This is a genomic window from Nonomuraea sp. NPDC000554 (assembly GCF_040300065.1).
Classification (GTDB): Bacteria; Actinomycetota; Actinomycetes; order Streptosporangiales; family Streptosporangiaceae; genus Nonomuraea.
Window position 1 is genome coordinate 168163 of record NZ_JBEPDC010000011.1, and the last position, 20898, is coordinate 189060.

The window sequence follows — 20898 nt, forward strand, 5'->3', positions numbered from 1 at the left end:
TAAGAAGTGGGGCTGCCTCCGGGGTACGCCGCGGGCACGGGACGACCCTGCCGCGCTCGTGGCCGGGTCAGTCCTCGGACAGGTCCATGAGCTGCTCGATCTTTCGCTGGGCGACCAGGTCGAGGCTCCGGTCGAGGTCGTCGCCGTAGGTACGCAGGGCCACCTCAAGGTGAGCGGCCATGGCGTCGCTCGCGGCCTCCGGGTCGCGGGCCTTGATCGCGTCGAGGATCTCCTGGTGGTACGGCACGCCCTCGCGGGAGACCGAAGGATCGCCCAGGCTGCGGAGCATGAGCTCGAAGGTGAGCGTGGCGATCGAGCCGAACATGGCCTCGATCACCGGGTTGCGCGACGCCGCCGCGACCGCGGCGTGGAAGGCGACGTCGGCTCTGGCTCGGGAGACCAGGTCGCGAGCCTCATCGAAGCGCAGCAGCATCTCCTCGATGACACGCAGGTCCTCGGGGGTCGCGTGCCGGGCGGCGAGTGCGGCGGTCTCGCGCTCAAGCATCATCCGGGCGCTGATCACGTCGCGTGAGGTCGGCTTGCGCTGCCGGTACAGCGTGTCGAGCGGGCGGACCGCGTCGGTGATCCGCACGTCGCGGACGAAGCTGCCCCGGCCCGGGACGACCTCGATGATGCCCTGATGCTCCAGCCCCCGGAGCACCTCCCTGATCATCGGGCGGCTCACGCCGAACCGCTGGGAGAGCACCCGTTCCGACTCCAGCTTCGATCCGGCCGGGTGCTGCCCGGACAGGAGTTCCAGCTCGAGCCGCCTGGCCACGGCCTCCTTGGACGGGGGGCGCCTGTCGCGCGCGGAGGCGTCTTCGCTTGCCATCATCCCTGCCACGCTACCTTCAAGATCGAGGACCGACGCCCTCCCGTGAAATCCGATCATCCCTGGTTGAACAATGAACAGCCACCGTCGGCCAGCAGCGTTGTGCCGGTGATGTAGTCGGAGTCCGGCGAACACAGGAACGCCGCCGCCTTGGCCACCTGCTGCGCGGTCTGCGGCACCCCGAGGGGGATCGCCGTGCTCGCCCGCGCGGCGTAGGCCGGCTCGTTCTCGAACTGCCACTTGGCCAGGCCCGCAGCTACGATCCCGGGTGCGAGGGCGTTGACCAGGATGCCGTGCGGCGCCAGCTCCTTGGCCATCGAACGGGCCAGCATCGCCACCCCCGCCTTGGACGCGCTGTAGGCCGCGATCTCCGGCCATGGGACCGTGCCCACCCAGGACCCGGTCAGGACGATGCGGCCCCCGCCGCCCTGGGTGACCATGCGCCGGGCGGCGGCCTGGGCGGTGTGGAAGGTGCCGGTGAGGTTGATGCCCAGGTGGCGCTCCCACTGCTCGGCAGTGATCTCCAGGAAGGGGGCGGATTCCACGATCCCCGCGTTGGCGATCGCGATGTCCAGCTTGCCGAGTCGCTCCAGCGCCGCCTCCAGAGCCGGCCGGTCCCGTACGTCGGCTCGCACGTAGCCCACCTCGCCGTACGCGGAGGCCGTGGTGATCCACTCCTGCGCCTCGTCCGGGGACTTGACGTCGAGCATGGTGACATGGGCGCCCCGGCGGGTCAGCTCGGCGGCCATGGCGGCGCCGATGTCGCCGGCACCGCCTGTGACCAGTGCGTTCTGTCCCTCCAGGTCCGGCATGGAGACCCCCTCAGGCATGGTTAGGCCGGTAAGACCAGTCTCACCATACTGTGCGGGCTTCGCCACTGCGACCCGAGTGGCCGTTGCCGATTCGAGACACGAGAAAGGGTTGACGAATCCCCCTTCGAGAAACAAACCTCGCTTGGCATAACCGGTCTTACCAGTCAAGCCAACCCACGGGTTCGGAAAGGAGAGAGCATGCCACTGTTCGAGGCCGTTGGCGTACGCAAACGCTTCGGCGGGGTCGAGGCCCTGCGCGGCGCCGACTTCAGCGTCGAACCCGGCGAGGTGGTCGGCCTCATGGGCGACAACGGCGCCGGCAAGTCGACGCTGATGAAGGTGATCTGCGGTGCGTACCGGCCCGACGAGGGAGAGATCCGGATGGCCGGCCGTCCGCAGGTCTTCCGCAGCCCCCGTGACGCCGCGGCCTGCGGCATCGCGGTCGTCTACCAGAACCTTGGTCTGGTCGACCAGCGTAGCGTCGCCGCCAACGTGTTCCTCGGGCAGGAGCCGCGCAGGTTCGGCCTGGTCGACACCCGCAGGATGCGGGCCGAGGCGCGAGAGGTGCTCACCACCCTGCGCATCCGCATCCCGTCCGTACGGATGCCCGTGGCCGGGCTGTCCGGAGGGCAGCGCCAGTGCATCGCCATCGCCAGAGCCGTGCACCAGGGCGGTGAGCTCGTCCTGCTGGACGAGCCGACCGCGGCGCTCGGACCCGAGCAGCAGCAGAACGTGCTCTCGCTGATCCGTGACCTGCGGGAACAGGGCAAGGCCGTCGTCGTCGTCTCGCACAACGTCGACCACGTCTTGGAGGTCGCCGACCGGGTCGTGGTGATGCGCGGCGGCCTGGTGTCGGGCGAGCGCGAGGTCGCGGCCACCACGGCGGCCGAGGTCGTCGGACTCATCCTCGGCAACGCGCCGGCGGCTGCTCACGACGGCGCCCCTCACACCTCCGGAGAACTCGCATGACCATAGAGCAGCAGATCGCGATCGCCTACCGGGTGGACGACTCCGGCGGAAGCCTGGTACGCAGGCTGCTCGGCGCCAGGGAGTTCGGCGTGCTGGCCGCCACCGTGGTGGTCTTCCTGGTCTGCGTCGTGGGAGCCGACGGCTTCCTCGCCGCCGACAACCTGCTGTCCGTCGCCCAGCAGATCGCCATCCTCGGCATCGTCGCCACCGGCATGACCTTCCTGATCGTCGTCGGCGAGATCGACCTGTCGGTGGGGTCGCTGCACGGATTCCTCGCGGTGGAGCTGGCCTGGCTGGTGACGAAGGTGGGCGTGCCCGTCGGGGCCGCGGCCCCGCTGGCCATCCTCACCGGCGTGACGATCGGTGTGATCAACGGTCTGATCACCACCCGGTTCAAGATTCCCTCGTTCGTGGTCACGCTGGCCGCGCTGGCGGCACTGCGCGGCGCCGCGTTGCTGCTGTCCGACGGCGTGCCGATCCGTGGCTCGCGCAACGAGGCGTTCACTCATCTGTTCGCGGGCAGCCCGCTGCCCAACCTCACCATGCAGACGCTGTGGATGGCCGCCGTGGTGGCCATCGGAGCCTTCGTCATGGCCAGGACCAAGTTCGGCTACGACGTCTACAGCGTGGGCGGCAACCCGTCCGCCGCCGCCGGGGCAGGCATCGCCAGCGACCGCGTCAAGGTCATGTGCTTCGCCCTCACCGGAGGGCTGACCGGCCTGGCCTCGGTCATCCTGGTCGGCTGGCTGGGCAGCGCCAACCCCCTCACCGGCAACGGCTTCGAGCTCGGCGTCATCGCCGCGGTCGTCGTGGGCGGCGCCGCTCTGGCCGGCGGTACGGGCAGCGTCCTCGGCACCTTCCTCGGTGCGGTGATCACAGGTGTGATCACCAACGCGCTCGTCCTCTTCGGCGTGGACGGCAATTGGCAGCAGGTCGCCACCGGCCTGCTGATCCTGGGGGCCGTCATGCTCAACCACCTCGTCGTCAGGCGTTCGGCGCCCGGTCTGAACGCCTGACCCCCCACCCGAACAGGAGAGAACATGGCAACGAACAGCCCGATGTCGCGCAGGGGCCTGCTGCTCAGCGGCTCCCTGGCCACCGCCGGCGTCCTGGCCGCCGGGTGCAGCAGCGAGAAGGAGCCGTCCGCCGCCGCCTCGTCCGGTGGCCGCGCCGGCGACGGCCCGCAGAAGGGCAAGAAGGTGATCTTCGTCGTGCACGACAAGAACCCCTTCTTCGCCCCGGTGCAGCGCGGCTTCGAGAACTTCGGCGCGATCATGGGATGGCAGACCCAGTTCATCGGCCCGCCCGCGCAGGACGCCCAGAAGACCGTCGAGCTCCAGGCGAGCGCGCTGAGCGCCAAGCCCGACGGTGTGATCTTCACCCGGATCGACGAGACCTCCTTCGACGCCAACATCAAGCGGGCGACCTCCTCCGGGGTGAAGGTGATCCTGTCCAACGTGGCCAGCGAGGGCTACGAGAAGCTCGGCGTCGGCTTCGTCGGCCAGAACTTCGTCAACGCGGGCGACGCGTGCGGCCGTGAGATCGCCAGGTACGCCAAGGAGCGCACCGGCAAGTCCGGTGGCGTCATCGTGTGTGGCAACTTCGGGCCCGGTAACGCCGCCCTCGAGCAGCGTATCCAGGGGATCAAGCAGGGGATCCAGGCGTACAACAAGGAGAACGGCACCTCCTTCACCGCCGAGGTCCTCATCACCAGCACCGATGAGTCCAAGGCCGTCGCCGCCATCGACGCCAAGTACGCCTCGAAGAAGGACGAGATCGTCGGCTGGGCGATGGCGGCCTTCGATCACCAGTACGTGTCCACCTGGGCGAAGAGCAAGAACCTCGTCGGCAAGTTCGCCGTCGGAGGCTTCGACCTGATCCAGCCGGTCTTGGACGGCATCAAGGACAAGTCGATCGACTTCTCCCTGGGTCAGAACCCGTACGCGCAGGGCTGGATCGCCGCGGCCCTGCTCGCCGAGGAGTTCGACCCCGGCTACCCGGCCAGGACGTACGACACCGGCGCGGAGGTCGTCAACGCCGCCAACATCGACGCGGTCGCCGCGCGTGAGGCCCGTTTCGCCTGACCCGTACGTCCGCGCGTCCCGTGTCCCCCGCAGTTCAGCGACTTTCGGAAGATCTGGATGAAGATCACTGCTCTTGAGACAATCCGTCCGGCCATTCAGCCCAACCTGCTGTTCGTCCGCCTGCACACCGATGCGGGACTGGTCGGCCTGGGCGAGGCGTTCTTCGGCGCCCGTACGGTGGAGGCCTACCTGCACGAAAGCGCCGCTCCCGTCCTGCTCGGGATGGCCGATCCCACGCCGGAGCGGGCCGCGCGAGCGCTGGCCACCTACGTCGGATTCCAGGGAGCAGGGGCCGAGACGCGCGGCAACGGCGCGATCGACATCGCCCTGTGGGATCTCCTGGGGCACGCCTCGGGGCTGCCGCTGGTCAACCTGCTCGGCGGAGCCGTACGTGACGCGATCGACATCTACAACACGTGCGCCGGACCCGGTTACGTCGGCACGTCCACCCGGCAGGAGTCCAGCAACTGGGGGGTGAGCGCCGCCGAGCGCTACGAGGACCTGCACGCCTTCCTCAACGAGCCCGCGCGGCTGGCCCGCGAGTTGTGGGACGAGGGCATCCGAGGCATGAAGATCTGGCCCTTCGACACCGCCGCCGAGCGGACCGGCGGCACCGACATCTCCCGGGCCGAACTGGACCGGGCTCTCTCGACGGTCGCCGCGGTCCGCGACGAGGTCGGCCTGGACATGAAACTGATGATCGAGCTGCACGGCCTGTGGAACAGGCCCGCCGCGGAAAAGATCATCTTGGCGCTCGCGCCGTATCAGCCGTACTGGGTGGAGGACCCGCTGCGCTCGGACGCGGCCGACGCGTTCGGCAACCTGGCCAAGGTCGACGGCGTGCTGATCGCCACGGGAGAGACCTGCGTGGGACGGCGCGGCTTCAAGCCGCTGCTCGACTCCGGCGGCGTCGACATCCTGACCCTGGACGTCCAGTGGACCGGCGGGCTGACCGAGGCGCGCAAGGTCGCCTCGCTGGCCGACGCCTACGGCGTGCCCGTCGCCCCGCACGACTGCACAGGCCCGGCCACCCTGGCGAGCTGCGTGCACTTCGCGTGCAGCCAGCCGAACGGGCTCATCCAGGAGACGGTCAGGGCGTTCCTGCGTACCTGGTACGACGAGCTGGTCACCGGCCTGCCGGAGATCCAGGACGGGCAGGTGCGGCCGGGCAGGGCTCCCGGGCACGGAGTCAGCCTGCGCGACGGGGTCGCCGAGGGGGACGACGTGGAACGGCGGGTGTCCCGGCTGTGAGAGCGGCCCGCTGGCACGCACGCCGGGACGTGCGCGTGGAGGAGGTGCCCGACCCCGTTCCCGCAGCCGGGGAGGTGCTGGTCCGCGTCGAGCTGTGCGGAATCTGCGGCACCGACGTGGAGGAGTACCGGGAGGGGCCGCTCGCCATCGACGTGGCGAGGCCCCACCCGCTGACCGGCACCCGGGCGCCGTTGGCACTCGGACACGAGGTGGTCGGCGTCATCGCCGGACACGGTCCGGGAACCGACGCGAGCCGGCTGCCCGTCGGCACCCGGGTCATCCCCGACGTCGTGCTCGGCTGCGGCACGTGTTGGTGGTGCCGCAGGCACCAGGAGGGGGTGTGCGCGCGGCAGGCGGTACGCGGCCTCAACCTCGACGGAGGACTGGCCGAGTACATGGTCGCCGACGCGGCCACCTGCGTCCCCGTCCCCGACCACGTCCCGCCGCGGATGGCGGTGCTCGCCGAGCCCGCCGCCGTCGCGGTACGCGCGCTGCGCAAGGCCGGTGACGTGACCGGCGGCACCGCGCTGGTGCTCGGCGCGGGCGCCATCGGACTGCTGCTGACCCGGGTGGCGGTGGCCGCCGGGATCCAGGTCGTGACGAGCGAGACCGCCGATTTCCGCCGGGCGGCGGCTCGCCACGCCGGAGCGGTGGCGGTCCGGCCGGAGGAGACGGCCGGCGCGATCGACCGTCTGACCGAGGGCAGGGGGGCGGATGTGGTGTTCGAGTGCACCGGCCTGCCCGCCCTGCTGCCGGAAGCGATCCGGCACTGCCGCGCCCGCGGCACCGTGGTGATCGTCGGGTTCTCCGGCCAGGACGCCGCGGTGCCGCTCGCCGACGTGGTGCTCAAGGAGAAGCGTCTGGTCGGTACGGCGGCGCACCTTTGGGACGAGGATGTCACCGCCGGAGTACGGCTGCTCGCGTCCGGGGTGATCGACCCGGCCCTCGTACCGGTGCGCGTGGCGTCGCTGGACGAGGTGCCCGCGCTGCTCGCCGTACCCGATCAGGATGTCGTGAAGGTCGCGATCGATCCGCGCGGCCAGGAGGAGGTCTGATGGTCAGCGAACTCGACGGCGAACTCGTGTTGCGGAGCAATGCGGACGTGGGGGAGGGGCCGGCCTGGGACGCGGCTCGACGGCGGCTCGTCTGGGTGGACGTCACCGGATGCGCGGTCCACACGTTCGACCCCGTCGGCGGCGTGGACCAGGTCGTGGACGTGGGCATGCACGTCGGCGCGGCGGTTCCCGCGGGCGACGACGGCCTGATTCTCGCGGTACGCGACGGGCTGGCGATGCTGTCACCCGCCGGCGACGTCCGCATGGTCGCCGAGGTGGAGGCCGACCGTCCGGGCAACCGGATGAACGACGCCAAATGCGACCCCTCCGGGCGGCTCTGGGCGGGCACCATGCCGTACGAGGCCGAACCTGGCGCCGCCGCCCTCTACCGGTACGACGGCCGGAGCGTCGTGCGCGTCCTGACCGGGGTCACGCTGTCCAACGGTCTGGGGTGGAGCCCCGACGGGACCGTGATGTACCACATCGACAGCGGAACCCAGCGGGTCGACGCCTACGACTTCGACCCCGCGACGGGCGAGTTGGGTTCGCGCCGCGTGGTCGTGACCGTCGACCCCGCCGAGGGGATGCCGGACGGCATGACGGTCGACGACGACGGCTGCCTGTGGGTGGCGCTGTGGGGCGGCGGAACGGTCCGCCGCTACACCCCCGGCGGCGTCCTGGACCGGATCGTCCGCCTCCCCGTCACTCAGGTGACCAGCTGCGCGTTCGGCGGCCCCGGCGGTGACGTGCTGTACGTGACCTCCGCCGCCTACCGGCTCACCCCCGGTGAGCTGGCCGCCCAGCCGCTGGCCGGGTCGATCTTCGCAGTCGACCCCGGAACCACCGGCCGTCCCGCCACACCCTTCCATGGAGCTGACCGATGACCCATATCGTGCGCTACGCAAGAGACGGCGAGATCCGGGCGGGGGTGCGGGCGGACGACGGCCTGGTCCATCCGCTGCCGCTGCCGCTGGCCGAGCTGTTGCGCCTGAGCCTGTCCGGCCTGCGTGAACTCGTCGAGCGGGCCATGAACGAACCCCCGGACGGCCCGGCCGAGCCGCTCGCGCCGGTCGAGGGCCGGATGGAGGTGTGGGCCGCCGGCGTCACCTACCGTCGCTCCCGCCAGGCGCGGATGGCCGAGAGCACCGCCGCCGCGGACGTCTACGAGCGGGTGTACGACGCGCCACGGCCCGAGCTGTTCTTCAAGTCCGCCGCCTGGCGGGTCGTCGGCGACGGCGGCACGGTCGCGGTGCGGTCCGACTCCACGATCGACGTGCCCGAGCCCGAGCTGGCCCTGGTGCTCAACACGCACGGCGAGATCGTCGGGTACACGGTGTGCGACGACATGAGCTCACGCACCATCGAGGGCGAGAACCCGCTGTACCTTCCCCAGGCCAAGATCTATCTCGGCGGCTGCGCGGTCGGCCCGGCCATCCGCCCGGTGTGGGAGGTCGCCGACCCCTACGCGCTGCCGATCCGCATGACGATCCGTCGCGATGGCGCCGTCGCCTGGTCCGGTGAGGCCGAGACCTCGCAGCTGCACCGGCGGCTCGATGACCTGGCCGGATATCTGTTCGCCGCCGACGTCTTCCCGGACGGCGCCGTGCTGGCGACCGGCACCTGCCTGGTGCCGAACCTTCCCTTCACGCTCGCCGGAGGAGACGTCGTGGAGATCGAGATCGGTGAGATCGGAACCCTGACCAACAGCGTGGTCCGCGGCCTGGCGCCCATGCTGGAGTCGCTCGAAGGAACGCTGCGATGAACCACGCCGCCCCAGAGGTCGTCTCCGTCGACCCACGCACCGGTGAGGCCGTCGAGGTGGTCGGCGCCGAGTCCACGCCGGCCGAGGTGGCGGCGTGCTGCGCGGCCGCCGACTCAGCCGTACCGGCGCTGGCCGCTCTGGGCGTCGCGGGCCGGGCGGCGCTGTTGCGCGACATGGCCGCCGAGTTGGAGAAGGACGGCGAGACGATCCTGGCGCTCGCCGACCGGGAGAGCGCGCTGGGCCTGCCACGGCTCACCGGGGAGCTCGCCCGCACCTGCGCCCAGCTCAGGTTCCTCGCCGACGTCGTCACCGAAGGAAGCCACCTCGGGGTCGTGATCGACCATCCCGACCCGGCTGCCGTACCGCCGCGCCCGGACCTGCGGCGGATGACGGTCCCGCGCGGCCCGATCGCCGTTTTCGGCGCCGGCAACTTCCCGCTCGCCTTCAGCGTTCCGGGCGGCGACACCGCCTCCGCGCTGGCGGCCGGCTGCCCCGTCGTGGTGAAGGCCCACCCGGCCCACCCGGCGACCTCGCTGGCGACCTACGGCGCGCTGCACAGGGCCGCCGCCCGCGCCGGGGTTCCCGACGCGGTGAGCCTGGTGCACGGGCAGGCCGCCGGAGTGGCGCTGGTCACCGACCAGCACATCGCGGCCGTCGCCTTCACCGGCTCGGTGCGCGGCGGGCGGGCCCTGTTCGACCTGGCCGCCGCCCGCCCGGAGCCCATCCCGTTCTTCGGAGAGCTCGGCAGCGTCAATCCGCTGGTCGTCACCCCGGCCGCGGCCGCGGAACGCGGTGCGTCGATCGCCGAAGGGCTGCTGGGCTCCTTCACACTCGGGATGGGCCAGTTCTGCACCAAACCGGGACTCGCGTTCGTTCCCGCCGGCGAGCACGGGACGGCACTGCAGGAGGCGCTCGCCGCACGCTGCGCCGACGCGCCGACCGGCACGCTGCTCACCAGGAACATCCTGGCGGCGTACGCCGAAGGCGTGCGGGAGCTCGCCGCGCAGCCGGGCGTACGGGTCCTGGCCGGAGCCGAGCCACGAGACCTCGCCGGCAGGGCGACGCCCACCGTCCTGAGGGTGCCTGGCGCGATGTTCAGCGAGGCGCTGACCGAGGAGTGCTTCGGCCCGGTGACCGTGCTGGTGGAGTACGCCACGGAAGAGGAACTCCTCGCCCTGCTCGACCGTCTCCCCGGAAGCCTCACCGCGACGCTGCACATGGGAGAGGGGGAGGAGGATCTCCCGCGTCGTGTGATCGACGTCGTCACCCGGCGCACCGGGCGGGTGGTGTGCGACGGTTATCCGACCGGGGTCGCGGTGAGCTGGGCGATGAACCATTCGGGACCGTACCCGGCGGCGACCGACTCCGCGCACACCTCGGTCGGCGCCGCCGCCGTACAGCGGTTCCTGCGCCCGATCGCCTACCAGGACACCCCGCAGCGTCTGCTCCCACCCGAGTTGCGCGACGACAACCCCCTCGGCGTTCCCCGCCGCGTGGACGGAGTCCTCGCCGGGACGGCGATCTCGCCTACCGGCTGAGCCGCGTAAGGCTCCGGTGCGGACGCCGTCCGCACCGGAGGCGCGGCCACCTGCCCGTGCACCGAGCGGGTCTGCCTGCGGGTGCGCCGGTGTCACGAGCTTCGCCGTCTCTCCGCGTGTGGCGCCTGATTCTGACTAGCATGAGCGGCTATGCCCCCGGAGATCAGGCCGCTGCCCGACCCGCGTCCTGCCGGGGCCGAAGGGATCGACGCCTTCCGCCATTGGAGTGCCTGAGCCGGTGAGCGAGTACCAGTACTACGAGTTCCTCGCGGTCGACCGGCCGCTGGACCAGGACGAGCAGGCCCAGGTGCGGGCCCTGTCCACCCGGGCCCAGATCACCGCCACCAGCTTTACCAACGAGTACGAGTGGGGTGACTTCCGCGGCGACCCCGTCCAGTTGATGGAGCGTTACTACGACGCCCACCTGTACCTGGCCAACTGGGGCACGCACCGGGTCATGCTCCGCCTGCCGCACAGCCTCCTCAGCCTGGACGTCGCCGAGCACTACTGCGTCGGCGAGCAGGTCACCGCCTGGACGTCCGGCGGGCACCTCGTCCTCGACCTGACCAGCGAGGCCGAGGACGAGGACGAGGACTTGGAGCACTCCCTGTCGCCGATCATCGGGGTGCGCGCCGAACTCGCCGCCGGCGATCTGCGGCCCCTCTACCTGGCCTGGCTGTCGCTTACGGAGCATGGGAACGCGACGAGGACGCCTTCGACTACGAGGACGAAGAGGAGCTCGAACCGCCCGTCCCGCACGGGCTCGGCTCTCTCACGGCGTCGCAGCGGGCGCTCGCCGACTTCCTGCGCCTGGACGCCGATCTGCTGGCGGTGGCGGCGGAGGCCAGCTCGCCGGCGCCCGCCGCACAGGACGACCCTGCCGCGCTCGCGGCCTGGATCGCCGCCCTTCCGGAGTCCGAGAAGGACGCGCTGCTCCTGCGCGTGGCCCAGAACCAGGCGGCCCAGGTGCGGACGGGCTTGTTACGCCGCTTCCGCCGGTCGCCGACGCTCGTGGAAGCGCCCCGCCGGACGGTCGCCGCCCTGCTGGACGCCGCCGCCGTACGCCGTCAGGAACGCTAGCGCCCGGTCGGCAACCGGCGGCCAGGGGAAGAAGCGGAAACGCTGACCACCCGGCCGTCAGCCGGCGAGTTCGTCCCCTTTGAGCAGGCCCCCCGGCGCCTGCCTGGGGAGGAGCGTGATCGTGCCCAGCAACCAGTCGGCCAGGCGATCACGTTCGACGACGAGTAACGGCTGGCGCGCGCTGAGCGCCTCCTCGCGAGCCTGACGGGTGAGACGGCCCGAGGTGACGAGGACCCCGGTGTGCCCGGCGAAGGTGTTGGCCAGCGCCCCGAGGAAGTTGCGGACTTCGGGCGCGCCGACGGACTTGCTGTATCGCTTGCACCGGACGGCGTACCGCACGCCGCCGGGCGCGACGGCGGTGATGTCGACGCCACCGTCGCCGCTGCGCCCTCTCTCCCGAACCTGGCGGAACCCGTCGCTGATCATCCGTACGGCGATCAGGTGCTCGAACTGCGTGCCGGTCATACGGTCGACCTTCTCCAGTTCGACGTTGGCCGCGAGGAACCGTAACCGGCGCGCCTGGACGACCCGGTACCGCAGGACGAGCCCGCCCGCGAAGGTCGCCAGCGCGAGGACGAGGATGGCCAGCGCCCATCCGGGGTACGCGCGGACGAACTCGGCCACCAGGGCGACCGCGATGGCGACGCCCACGAGACCGACGAGCCACAACTCGAAGCCACCGCCTGACTTCCGCCGACCCTTGCCGCGCCTGGATCGCCTCGCCATTCGCTCCTCCTGAAAGGCCGCTGTCAATGGTGAGTGTGAACCCGAGGTCCGACAGAATCCGCTGGGGAAGCGCTCCGACGCCGGCGCCGTCCGGCACCACGTCGTGACGAAAGGCTGATCAACATGATCGTTACGCCGGAGCACCAGTAAGATGCCACGGTCGAACACACATCCGGAGAGGGTTGCACGTGGCGCAGAAGGTAATACTGGTTGACGACCTCGACCACTCCGAGGGCGATGATGTGGCGCGACGGGAGTTCCCGCTGCTGAACCGGACCTTCGCCATCGACCTGTCCGACGCCAACGAGAAGCGGCTGAGCGACGCTCTCGCGTTCATCGAAGAGGTCCTGGAGAACTCCCGCGAGGTGAAGCAGGCGTCGCGGTCGAAGAAGGCCGCGGACACCTCCCCTCGGTTGCGCGGCTACACCCTCACCGACGTCCGCGAATGGGCGCGCGAGCAAGGGTTGGAGGCCCCTCGGGGGAAGGTCGCCGACGAGGTCATCGAGCAGTTCATCGCGGCCCATCCCGACGCCGACGCGACGGAGCCCGCCGCGGCGACGGAGCCCGCCGCGGACGCGTCGGCTCCCGCGGCGCCGGCCGCCGCGGAGGCGGACGCCGGCGCCTGAGCCGGACACGGGAAGCCGTCAGTCACGGGCCCGGCCTGACCGGGCCCGACGCGCCGGCCGCAACTCGGTATCGCGAGGCGTTCCCGGCCCGCCTCGGCAGATGTCACCGGTCCCTGGAATGGCACGCGTCCGGCGCACGATGACACAGGACGGGGAGTCTGTCCATCGCGTCCAGCACCACACGGTCGCCCAGCGGCTCGGTAAGCCTGATGACGTCCTGGCCGAGCTGGCCGGTGCCCGCGCACACGCCGGTGCTCCGATCGGGGACGTCGAGCGCCAAGACCACCACGTCCGGCTCCTCACGGACTCGTAGGCTGACGTCGAGCGCCTCGCCGCTGCAGGAGCCGTATCCGTAGCTCACCAGCAGCGTGCGATCGTGGAGCACGGTGAAGTCCGTGATCCCCTGGTCGCCCGAGGTGTGTTCGCCGACGGCGTCTTTGACGGTGCGGACCGCGTCCCGATCGACCGCGACGCGGTCAATCGGGCCCGGCAGGTTCGAGAAGGTCAGCCGCCACGCGGGCACGGTCGCCATGCCGCGTACGGTCATCAGCCGCATCGTCGTGAAGGTGGCGCCGGTCAGCTTGTACGCCTCGCCGTCGGGGAAGGTGTACTCCTCCGGCCAGGGCGACAGAGCCAGCAGTGCCTTTCGTGGCGGGATCACGGGGACGCGCATGGTGGACCCGTCGTCCCAGCGGACCTGCGCCTCGGCCGGCGGAGGGGGGAGCGGGCCGGCCACGACCCAGCCGTACTCTTCGTCGTGCTGGATCTGTTTGAGCACCTTTGGGGACATCGCGCTCAGGTCCCCGACCGGGACGAACCCGTTGCGCCAGATCTCCGCGGCACCGCTGGTCCGCCAGGTTCCGATGGCTTGTGCGGCGTGCTCTTCGAACGTGCGCGGTCCGATCGGGAGACGGTCGCCGCTGAGGAGCGGGACCACCACCACCAGAAGTGTCACGACTAATCGCAGCATCTGATGATCTTGACAGAGTGCACACCGGCCCGTCCCGCCGTGCGACCGCCCGCGAGGATGTGGTTGCGTGGGGAGAAAGATGTCAGGAGGCCGTGTCCATCTGGCCGGTGCCCGTTCGTGGTGATGGCGTACGGCGGGCCTGCCGTACGCCGACTCCATCGAAAAAGGGGAACACCGTGAAGTACATGATGCTGATCAACGCCGGCGCCGCCGACCAGGACGACCCGTGCACCGTCGAAGACTGGATGGCCTACGACAAGGCCGTGCGGGAGGCGGGCATCTGGGTGTCCGGCGAGTCGCTGGCCGATCTGGTGACCGCCACGACCGTGCGCGTCGGGAAGGACGGCGCGCGGACCGTGACCGACGGCCCGTACGCCGAGACCCGGGAGGTTCTGGGCGGTTTCTACGTGATCGACGTGCCGGACCTGGACGTGGCGCTCGACTGGGCCGCCCGCTGCCCGGGCGCGCGCGGCGGCGGATCGGTGGTGGTGCGTCCGGTCGCCGACTTCGATGCGTGACGTCGAAGCGGTCTTCCGTGAGGAGCGCGGCAGGCTGCTGGCCGCGCTGGTGCGCCGCTTCGGCGATCTCGACCTCGCCGAGGAGGTGACCTCGGACGCCATCGAGGCGGCGTTGAAGCACTGGCCGATCGAGGGCGTGCCGCCCAAGCCGGGCGCGTGGCTGATGACGACGGCGCGGCGCAAGGCGGTCGATCGGCTCAGGCGCGACCGGGCGTTGGCAGCGCGGTTGGCCGTCCTACAGGTGGAGGCGGAGCGGGCGGCGCACGCCCCGCCGGCCGACGCGGACGGCGATCTGCCGGACGAGCGGCTGCAGTTGTTCTTCACCTGCGCACACCCCGCGCTACCCGCCGAGGACCGCGGGGCACTGACGTTGCGCTGCCTGGCGGGGCTGACCACGCCGGAGGTGGCGCGCGCCTACCTGGTGCCGGTCCAGACGATGGCCAAGCGGATCGTCCGGGCGAAGAAGAAGATCCGCGAGGCCCGCATCCCGTTCCGCGTGCCCGGCGCGGACGAACTGCCGGAGCGGCTGCCCGGCGTCCTCCAGGTGGTCTACTCGATCTTCACCGAGGGGTACGCGGCCAGCTCCGGCCCCGACCTGCAGCGGCTGGACCTGACCGAGGAGGCGATCCGGCTGGCGAGGATCCTGCGCCGGCTGCTGCCCGCCGAGCGGGAGGTCGCCGGGCTGCTCGCGCTGTTGCTGCTGATCCACGCGCGCCGCGACGCCCGTACCGGTCCCGACGGCGAGCCGGTGCTGCTGGACGAGCAGGACCGCGGCCGCTGGGACCGGGCCATGATCGAGGAGGGCTCGGCGTTGGTGGTGGCCGCGCTGAGCGGCGGACCGCCCGGCGTGTACGGCGTGCAGGCCGCGATCGCCGCGCTCCACGACGAGGCGGCGGACCTGGCCACGACCGACTGGCCGCAGATCGTGGCCCTGTACGACGTGCTGCGCGCGCTCGACCCGTCCCCGGTGGTCGCGCTGAACCGGGCGGCGGCCGTGGCCATGCGCGACGGACCCGAGGCGGGCCTGGCGCTGCTGGACGAGCTGGGCGGCGAGCCGCTGCTGCGCGGCTACCATCCCTACCTGGTGGCGCGTGCCGACCTGCTGCACCGGCTCGGCCGCCTTCCCGAGGCGGCCACGGCCTATCGCGCGGCTCTCGAGGCGGCCGGGAGCGAGCCCGAGCGCGCCCACCTCCGCCGCCGCCTGGCCGCCGTCGAGGGGTCCTGAGGAATGTCGCGGGTGGCTCTGGGAACGCCGCAGGTCAGGGCCTTATGGGACGATCTCCATCTGCGCCATCATGCCGAGCGAGGAGTGCTCGAGGTAGTGGCAGTGGTAGACGTACTTGCCGAGGTAGTCGGGGAAGCTCGCCTGCACGCGCACCCTCGAGCGCGGCGGGACGCGCACGGTGTCCTTCAGCCCGGCGTCCTGCGGCAGGGGCGGCTTGCCGCCGTCGCGGTCCAGTACCCGGAAGTGCGTCATGTGCATGTGGAAGGTGTGGTCGATGTCGACGCCCTCCACGTTGTCGGCGTTGATGACGTTCCAGATCTCCGTGGTGCCGCGCTTGATCTGGAAGTCGACCCTGTTCGGGTCGTACGGCTTGCCGTTGACCAGACCGACCGGGCTGGAGCTCGACAGGTCGAAGCTCATCGCCACCTCCCGCTCGGCCGTGGCGGTGGGCAACGGGGGCAGCGGGCGCAGTGTGGCGGGCAGGCGGCTGAGGTCCAGGGCCTTGCGCACCACGTCGAACCGCAGGACGGGCTCGCTCCCATTGGAGAGCACCACCTTGGTGCCGACGGCGAATCGGGAGAAGTCGATCACGATCTCGGCCCGTTGCGCCGAGGCGAGCACCAGCTCCGTCAGGGGCACCGGCGCGGGCAGCAGGCCGATGTCGGAGGCGATCTGCACCATCTCCTGGCCGCCGAGGTTCAGCTGGAAAACGTGCTCGTTGGAGGCGTTGAGCAGGCGGATCCGGTACTTGCGCGCGGCCACGGGGAAGAACGGCTGGATCTTGCCGTTGGCCAGGATGGTGGTGCGGTTCGCCGGGTCGTCGAAGAAGATCAGGCCGCCGTCCTTGTCGAACTCCGCGTCGCGCAGCATGATCGGCACGTCGTACTGCCCGCTCGGCAGTCCGAGCCCCTGCTCGGCCTCGTCCTCGATGAGGTAGAAACCGTGCAGGCCGCGGTAGACGTGCTCGGCCTCGGTGTGGTGGCTGTGGTCGTGGTACCACAGGGTCGCGCCCTGCTGGAGGTTCGGGTAGTCGTACACCCGTGTCTGGCCGGGCTGGATGACGTCCATGGGGTGGCCGTCGCTGGCCGCGGGCACGTGGCCGCCGTGCAGGTGCACGTTCGCGGGCTGGTCCAGCTGGTTGGCGTACACCACCTTCACGGGACGGCCGGTCTTGGCGCGGATGGTCGGCCCTACGAACGATCCGGCGTAGGTCAGCACAGGCGTCTGCTTGCCGGGAATGAACTCGGCGGTCGAGGCCCGGATAGGGATCATGTAGATGTCCATGCCGCCGGCCGACTGCGCCGCCTGGACCGTCGGCGGCACGGGCATCTGCTCGGTGAACGCCGTCACGGCCGGCCGCACCCCGGTGCCGCTGGTCCTCTTGCCGAGGTGGTAGCCCTTGTGGATCGGCTCCGCTTCGTTGGCGTCCGCAGGGATCAGCTGTGAGAAGGGCAGCGCCGCCGCGCCGCCCACCGTGACGCCGAGCGCCAGGAACTGCCGTCGGTTCAACATGATTTCCCCAATCGATGACCGGCGGCGGCGGCCCCCTGAGATCCGCCGCGAGACCCTCCGTAAGCAAGACGTTCGTCACCAAGAACGTCGCACAGTGATCTTGTGATGTCTTCCTCAAAAATGCTCACCGATCGCGACCTTCGGCCTTCTTCGGCGCGCGGGCCTTCGTGCGACGGCAGGACGGACGCCCGTCGCGAGGGGTGGTGTGGTCACCGTGGGGATCGGCGTCGGCTGACAGCCTGGAGCACTCCCGCTCCGAGGCTGATGAGGGCCTTCAGGGCGTGTGGCGGGGAAGGACGTGGGCGAGCGCGCGACGGAGCACGGTTGCGAACGAGTCGGTGTTGCCGGGGGTGAGCCAGTATCGGCCCGCCGCCGCCGAGTAACGGGGTCAGGAGCAGCGGCGGGTCGTGACCTTGCCCGTCCTGACCGTCGTGCAGGTCCTGGCCGTCGGAACCGGGACCGTCGTTCGGGTGGACGGGCGCGTGGAGGGCCGTGTGGACGGCCGCGTGGACGGGCGTGCGGACGGACGATTGGAGGGCCGTGTGGAGGGCCGTGCGGTTGGGTGTGCGGTCGGGCGCCTGGAGGGCGTCTCGTCTGGATTTGTGGCGTCGTCCCGTGGGCGCAACGCGATGGTGCTGCCCTTGCCGCCGTCCGGCCGTCCCCTGAACGACTTGGACAAACGGGGCAGGCGGAAGGAGCCGCCCACGGCTTTCCCGTCCACGGCGGGGACGTGGCGGGAGAGCTGGAGGTAGTACCAGACGTGGTCGCCGCCGTCGTCGCAGCGGTCGTCCTGGACCCGGACGCGCGTGCGTTTCCGCACGCAGATCTCGATGCGGTCCTGGTCGTCGCGGAACGTGCCGCCGTCGCCGCGGGCCCGCAAGGGAGTGATGGCGGGCTCGACGAACGTGCCGTTCGCCACCCTCTTCCCGATGGCGGGCAGCTCCGAACTCAGCGGGACGTAGTACCACGTATAACCCGGCTCCGCGTCGTCGCACGGCTGGTATTGGGCCCTGACCAGGGTCGACTTCTTGACGCAGAACTCGACGTGGTCGCGGTCCTCCCGGTCGTCCGCCCGCGGCCGATACGAGGTGGGCTCGGCCTGGACGGGCTTGGGCACCGGGGGCGTGCCGGCGCATCCCGTGGCCGCGAGGAGTGCGGCCAGGCCGATCGAGACGACACGTAAGGCGGTTGCCGACAAAGGGCCTCGCTTTCCGGTATTTCGCCGTATTGCTGGACGAAATAACGACGAGGGCGGAAAGCGAGTTCCCAGGAACCAGCCCACCGGCGTCCGGATGCTACGGACATGGGGCGGTGGGCGCAGTCCTGCCGTCACGAGCTCCTGAGCGCTGGACGCGCGTCATGACAACTGGCAGGTCACCTCGAGCGCCCACGCGTTCGGAGGCTGCTCGGCGACCGCGTTGCGCCCCTGGTACTTCCACTGGCACACCGCAGTCGAGGTGATGGTCGTGGTCCCGTTGCTGCCAAAGCACGACATGGCGTTCCAGCTACCGTTGGCCATGTTGTAGCCCTGCGCCTTGCAGTATGCGTGGGCGTCATTCATGGTGATCGTGCCCTGGGAGGCCGCGGGCGGGTCGTCGCTCGGAGGTGGCGTGGTCTTGGTCGGCTTGCTCGCGAGCTTGTGGGTCGGCTTCGTGGTGGGCGCGTGGGTGGTGGGCTCAACTGGGGCTTTGGTGCGCGGCGGCTTGCGGGTCTGGCTCGGTGTGCTCAGCTTGATGGCGCTCGTGCTGGGCACGGCCTCGGCCGACAGTGACTGCTTGGTGGCTCCCGACGTGGGCGTGCGATGCGCGGTCGGCGTCCTAGGTGCGCTGGAGGAGGGCGAAGCGACCGGTAGCGACACCGGTAGTGACACCGCCGGCGTCGCCCCCGCCGCGTGGTTGCCGGAAGCGCGGGACGGGAAGGCGACGTAGCCGGTCACTACGGCGACGAGCAGGGCCGCCGCGCTCGCCGTCCCCATGATCAGGCCGCGCCGCCGACCGCCCGCCTTCTGAGTAGGTACGGGAGGGGCGCCCGGGCCGGCCGAAACTCCGGGCACATTCGGGAAGGCGGGGCCTCCCGAGCGGGCGACCGGACCGGTGCGCCAGGCGGGGCCGGGAAGAGCGCGCAGACGTTCGATCACCTGGGCGGCGGTGGGTCGCCGGGCTGGGTCCTTGGCCAGGCACTCCTCCAGCAGCGCCCGCAGTGCCCCCTCCAGTCCGCCGAGGTCCGGCTCGCCGTGCAGGATGATGTGCAAGGTGCCTGGGATCGAGTCGCCGGCGAAGGCCAGCCGCCCGGTGGCCGCGTAGACCATGGTCGCGCCCCAGGCGAACACGTCGGCCGCGGGCCCGATGTCGCCGCCGGCGATCTGCTCGGGCGCCATGTAGGCGGGGCTGCCGATGGCCTGGCTGCTGACGATCGACTGGCTGAGGTCGATCGCCCGGGCGATGCCGAAGTCAATGACGACCGGTCCGTCGGGGCCGAGCAGCACGTTGCCGGGCTTGAAGTCGCGGTGCACCACCCCTGCTTCGTGGATGGCCGCAAGGGCGGTCGCGGTGTTGACCGCCAGCCGCTGCAGGGCGGCCGCCGCGCGCGGCCCGCTGTCCCGCACGGCGTCCTGCAGCGACGGCCCGTCAACGAACTCGCTGACGTAGTACGGCCTGCCCCCGACGAACCCGAGGTCGAGCACCTGGGCGGTGCAGAAGGGCGCCACCTGCTTGGCGGTCTTCACCTCGCGCAGGAAGCGTTGCTGCTCCCGAGGGTCGGCTATCAGGTGCGGATGCAGCAGCTTGACCGCCACGAGCCCGCCGTCGCCGCCCCGCCCCATGTAGACGGTGCCTTGCCCGCCCACCCCGAGCCGCCCCTCCAGACGGTAGGGGCCGACCGTCCTGGGGTCCTCAGCTAACAGGGCCAGCACCTCGGCCACCAAGCCTCCAGCCAGTCAAGGGAGCCAAGATCGTATCAGAGCGGCGCCGCGGGCAGTTAAGAGATGAGTCAGAACGCTGAAGTGGCCTTAGTTGAGAGTCAACTCTATGGTCAGCGGCGGTAGTGGTAATGGGAGGCCGCTTTCACCGTGGCGTACGTCGCGAAGGCGGCTTCGCCGTCTTCGTAATCATGCCACGCGTCTTCCAGTCGCGGATCGACGACGTTGCATGTGCTGCTGCGAGAATGGCCACGCTTGATGGGGCCGACATAGATCGCGCCCTTTCCCACGTAGCGTCCGTTGACCGTGAGGCGGCACGTCCCGCCCACCCAGTCGATGTTGTACCGGCTGTTGTTCGTTACTCTGATGCGGATCTCGCAGGCCGTTTTGCACCACCCGAAGCCGAGCTTGAGTCGTACACCGCCCACCGCGGCGGCGGCAGGGGGTGCGACAAGCGAGCCGGCGAGCAGAGAACAACATAAAAAGGTGAAGAATCGCTTCACGTATACCTCTGAGTAATCTCGGCCTCACGGGGGCGACGGCAGGGCGGATGGGGATTCTCGGTGAAGCCCGGCTCGAACGGGTTGAACACGGGCCTCCTTCAACGGGTCGCGAGAGGCGCAGGGCTCAGCACGACCCCGGTCGCGGCGTGGAGCAGACGCCGATGCTGATCGTCCGCCTCGACGAGCGCAGGGTGATCGGCATTCGCGTCCAGCATGAGCCTGGCCGCGGGCATCGTGAGCGCGAGGTCCCGCCAAAGCCGGACCAGCGCGTCGCGGAGGTCCTGCGGCGGCTGCTCCAGCAGCGCGTCCAGCCGGGCGTTGAACGCCCGGTACCAGCGGCCCTGTACTTCCTGGAGAAACCCGCCAAAGTCGCCGAATTCGGCGTCGACCTCCGCGGCACGTTCGAACGGAACGGTGGTCAGCCCGGAGGCCAGCACGGCGTGGACCAGTCGATGGCGGCGATGAACCCGATCCCACGACATCCTGGATACCTACTCTGCGCCGGAAACATACACAGC

The 20898-nt window shown here is 70.6% G+C and carries 21 protein-coding genes; 12 read left to right on the plus strand and 9 right to left on the minus strand.

From position 1 onward, the window contains the following. Positions 1–67: 67 nt before the first annotated feature. Together ABT294_RS22095 and ABT294_RS22100 are read right to left on the minus strand one after the other, a co-directional pair. On the minus strand, positions 68–835 hold the full coding sequence (locus ABT294_RS22095; RefSeq protein WP_350808061.1) for a FadR/GntR family transcriptional regulator: 768 nt from the start codon (positions 833–835) through the stop codon (positions 68–70). A gap of 53 nt (positions 836–888) precedes the next feature. Continuing rightward, on the minus strand, positions 889–1662 hold the full coding sequence (locus tag ABT294_RS22100; RefSeq protein WP_350808062.1) for an SDR family NAD(P)-dependent oxidoreductase: 774 nt from the start codon (positions 1660–1662) through the stop codon (positions 889–891). Positions 1663–1842: 180 nt separating this feature from the next. On the opposite strand from ABT294_RS22100, the gene ABT294_RS22105 reads away from it, so the two are divergent. From ABT294_RS22105 to ABT294_RS22145, 9 genes are all read left to right on the plus strand, one after another. Then, positions 1843–2613, plus strand: coding sequence for an ATP-binding cassette domain-containing protein (locus ABT294_RS22105; RefSeq protein ID WP_350808063.1), 771 nt, complete (start codon positions 1843–1845; stop codon positions 2611–2613). Continuing rightward, entirely contained in the window at positions 2610–3629 is a 1020-nt protein-coding gene (locus ABT294_RS22110; RefSeq protein ID WP_350808064.1) for an ABC transporter permease, read from the plus strand. Before ABT294_RS22105 ends, ABT294_RS22110 begins: the two co-directional genes overlap by 4 nt. 24 nt (positions 3630–3653) lie before the next feature. After that, a complete protein-coding gene (locus ABT294_RS22115) occupies positions 3654–4697 on the plus strand; it encodes a substrate-binding domain-containing protein (protein WP_350808065.1) in 1044 nt (347 codons plus the stop codon). A 57-nt stretch (positions 4698–4754) separates the two neighbouring features. Continuing rightward, positions 4755–5948: a mandelate racemase/muconate lactonizing enzyme family protein gene (locus tag ABT294_RS22120; protein ID WP_350808066.1), complete on the plus strand. Its 1194-nt coding sequence runs from the start codon at positions 4755–4757 to the stop codon at positions 5946–5948. Then, on the plus strand, positions 5945–7003 hold the full coding sequence (locus tag ABT294_RS22125; RefSeq protein ID WP_350808067.1) for an alcohol dehydrogenase catalytic domain-containing protein: 1059 nt from the start codon (positions 5945–5947) through the stop codon (positions 7001–7003). Before ABT294_RS22120 ends, ABT294_RS22125 begins: the two co-directional genes overlap by 4 nt. Then, positions 7003–7887, plus strand: coding sequence for an SMP-30/gluconolactonase/LRE family protein (locus ABT294_RS22130; protein WP_350808068.1), 885 nt, complete (start codon positions 7003–7005; stop codon positions 7885–7887). Before ABT294_RS22125 ends, ABT294_RS22130 begins: the two co-directional genes overlap by 1 nt. Continuing rightward, positions 7884–8765 (plus strand): fumarylacetoacetate hydrolase family protein, encoded by an 882-nt coding sequence (locus tag ABT294_RS22135; RefSeq protein WP_350808069.1) that lies wholly within the window; start codon positions 7884–7886, stop codon positions 8763–8765. Before ABT294_RS22130 ends, ABT294_RS22135 begins: the two co-directional genes overlap by 4 nt. Beyond that, positions 8762–10303 carry an aldehyde dehydrogenase (NADP(+)) gene (locus ABT294_RS22140; protein WP_350808071.1) on the plus strand — a complete coding sequence of 514 codons (1542 nt, stop codon included), beginning with the start codon at positions 8762–8764 and terminating at the stop codon, positions 10301–10303. Before ABT294_RS22135 ends, ABT294_RS22140 begins: the two co-directional genes overlap by 4 nt. Positions 10304–10541: 238 nt before the next feature. Continuing rightward, on the plus strand, positions 10542–11429 hold the full coding sequence (locus tag ABT294_RS22145) for a hypothetical protein (RefSeq protein WP_350808072.1): 888 nt from the start codon (positions 10542–10544) through the stop codon (positions 11427–11429). An 11-nt stretch (positions 11430–11440) separates the two neighbouring features. Here the strand turns inward: ABT294_RS22145 and ABT294_RS22150 are convergent, their stop codons facing one another. Next, entirely contained in the window at positions 11441–12109 is a 669-nt protein-coding gene (locus ABT294_RS22150) for a restriction endonuclease (protein WP_350808073.1), read from the minus strand. Between the two features lie 188 nt (positions 12110–12297). Between ABT294_RS22150 and ABT294_RS22155 the strand changes: the two genes are divergently transcribed. Continuing rightward, positions 12298–12735, plus strand: coding sequence for a histone-like nucleoid-structuring protein Lsr2 (locus ABT294_RS22155; RefSeq protein WP_350808074.1), 438 nt, complete (start codon positions 12298–12300; stop codon positions 12733–12735). Positions 12736–12838: 103 nt separating this feature from the next. On the opposite strand, the gene ABT294_RS22160 is transcribed toward ABT294_RS22155, so the two are convergent. Further along, positions 12839–13705 (minus strand): hypothetical protein, encoded by an 867-nt coding sequence (locus ABT294_RS22160; protein ID WP_350808075.1) that lies wholly within the window; start codon positions 13703–13705, stop codon positions 12839–12841. 185 nt (positions 13706–13890) lie between these two features. Between ABT294_RS22160 and ABT294_RS22165 the strand changes: the two genes are divergently transcribed. Next, positions 13891–14223, plus strand: a complete 333-nt coding sequence (locus tag ABT294_RS22165; RefSeq protein ID WP_502912101.1) for a YciI family protein — start codon at positions 13891–13893, stop codon at positions 14221–14223. Continuing rightward, positions 14216–15448 (plus strand): RNA polymerase sigma factor, encoded by a 1233-nt coding sequence (locus ABT294_RS22170; RefSeq protein WP_350808077.1) that lies wholly within the window; start codon positions 14216–14218, stop codon positions 15446–15448. The genes ABT294_RS22165 and ABT294_RS22170 overlap by 8 nt, the downstream gene beginning before the upstream one ends. Before the next feature lie 42 nt (positions 15449–15490). On the opposite strand, the gene ABT294_RS22175 is transcribed toward ABT294_RS22170, so the two are convergent. The 5 genes from ABT294_RS22175 to ABT294_RS22195 all read right to left on the minus strand — a co-directional run bounded on the left by ABT294_RS22175 (position 15491) and on the right by ABT294_RS22195 (position 20862). Further along, the gene (locus ABT294_RS22175; RefSeq protein ID WP_350808079.1) at positions 15491–16960 is read right to left on the minus strand and encodes a multicopper oxidase family protein; all 1470 of its coding nucleotides are present in this window, start codon (positions 16958–16960) and stop codon (positions 15491–15493) included. Between the two features lie 388 nt (positions 16961–17348). Next, complete coding sequence (locus ABT294_RS22180) at positions 17349–18158, minus strand: hypothetical protein (protein WP_350808080.1); 810 nt, start codon at positions 18156–18158, stop codon at positions 17349–17351. A gap of 159 nt (positions 18159–18317) precedes the next feature. Further along, the gene (locus ABT294_RS22185; RefSeq protein WP_350808081.1) at positions 18318–19880 is read right to left on the minus strand and encodes a serine/threonine protein kinase; all 1563 of its coding nucleotides are present in this window, start codon (positions 19878–19880) and stop codon (positions 18318–18320) included. A gap of 110 nt (positions 19881–19990) precedes the next feature. After that, positions 19991–20380 (minus strand): hypothetical protein, encoded by a 390-nt coding sequence (locus ABT294_RS22190; RefSeq protein WP_350808083.1) that lies wholly within the window; start codon positions 20378–20380, stop codon positions 19991–19993. 98 nt (positions 20381–20478) lie between these two features. Continuing rightward, the gene (locus ABT294_RS22195) at positions 20479–20862 is read right to left on the minus strand and encodes a hypothetical protein (RefSeq protein WP_350808085.1); all 384 of its coding nucleotides are present in this window, start codon (positions 20860–20862) and stop codon (positions 20479–20481) included. Positions 20863–20898 lie beyond the last annotated feature (36 nt).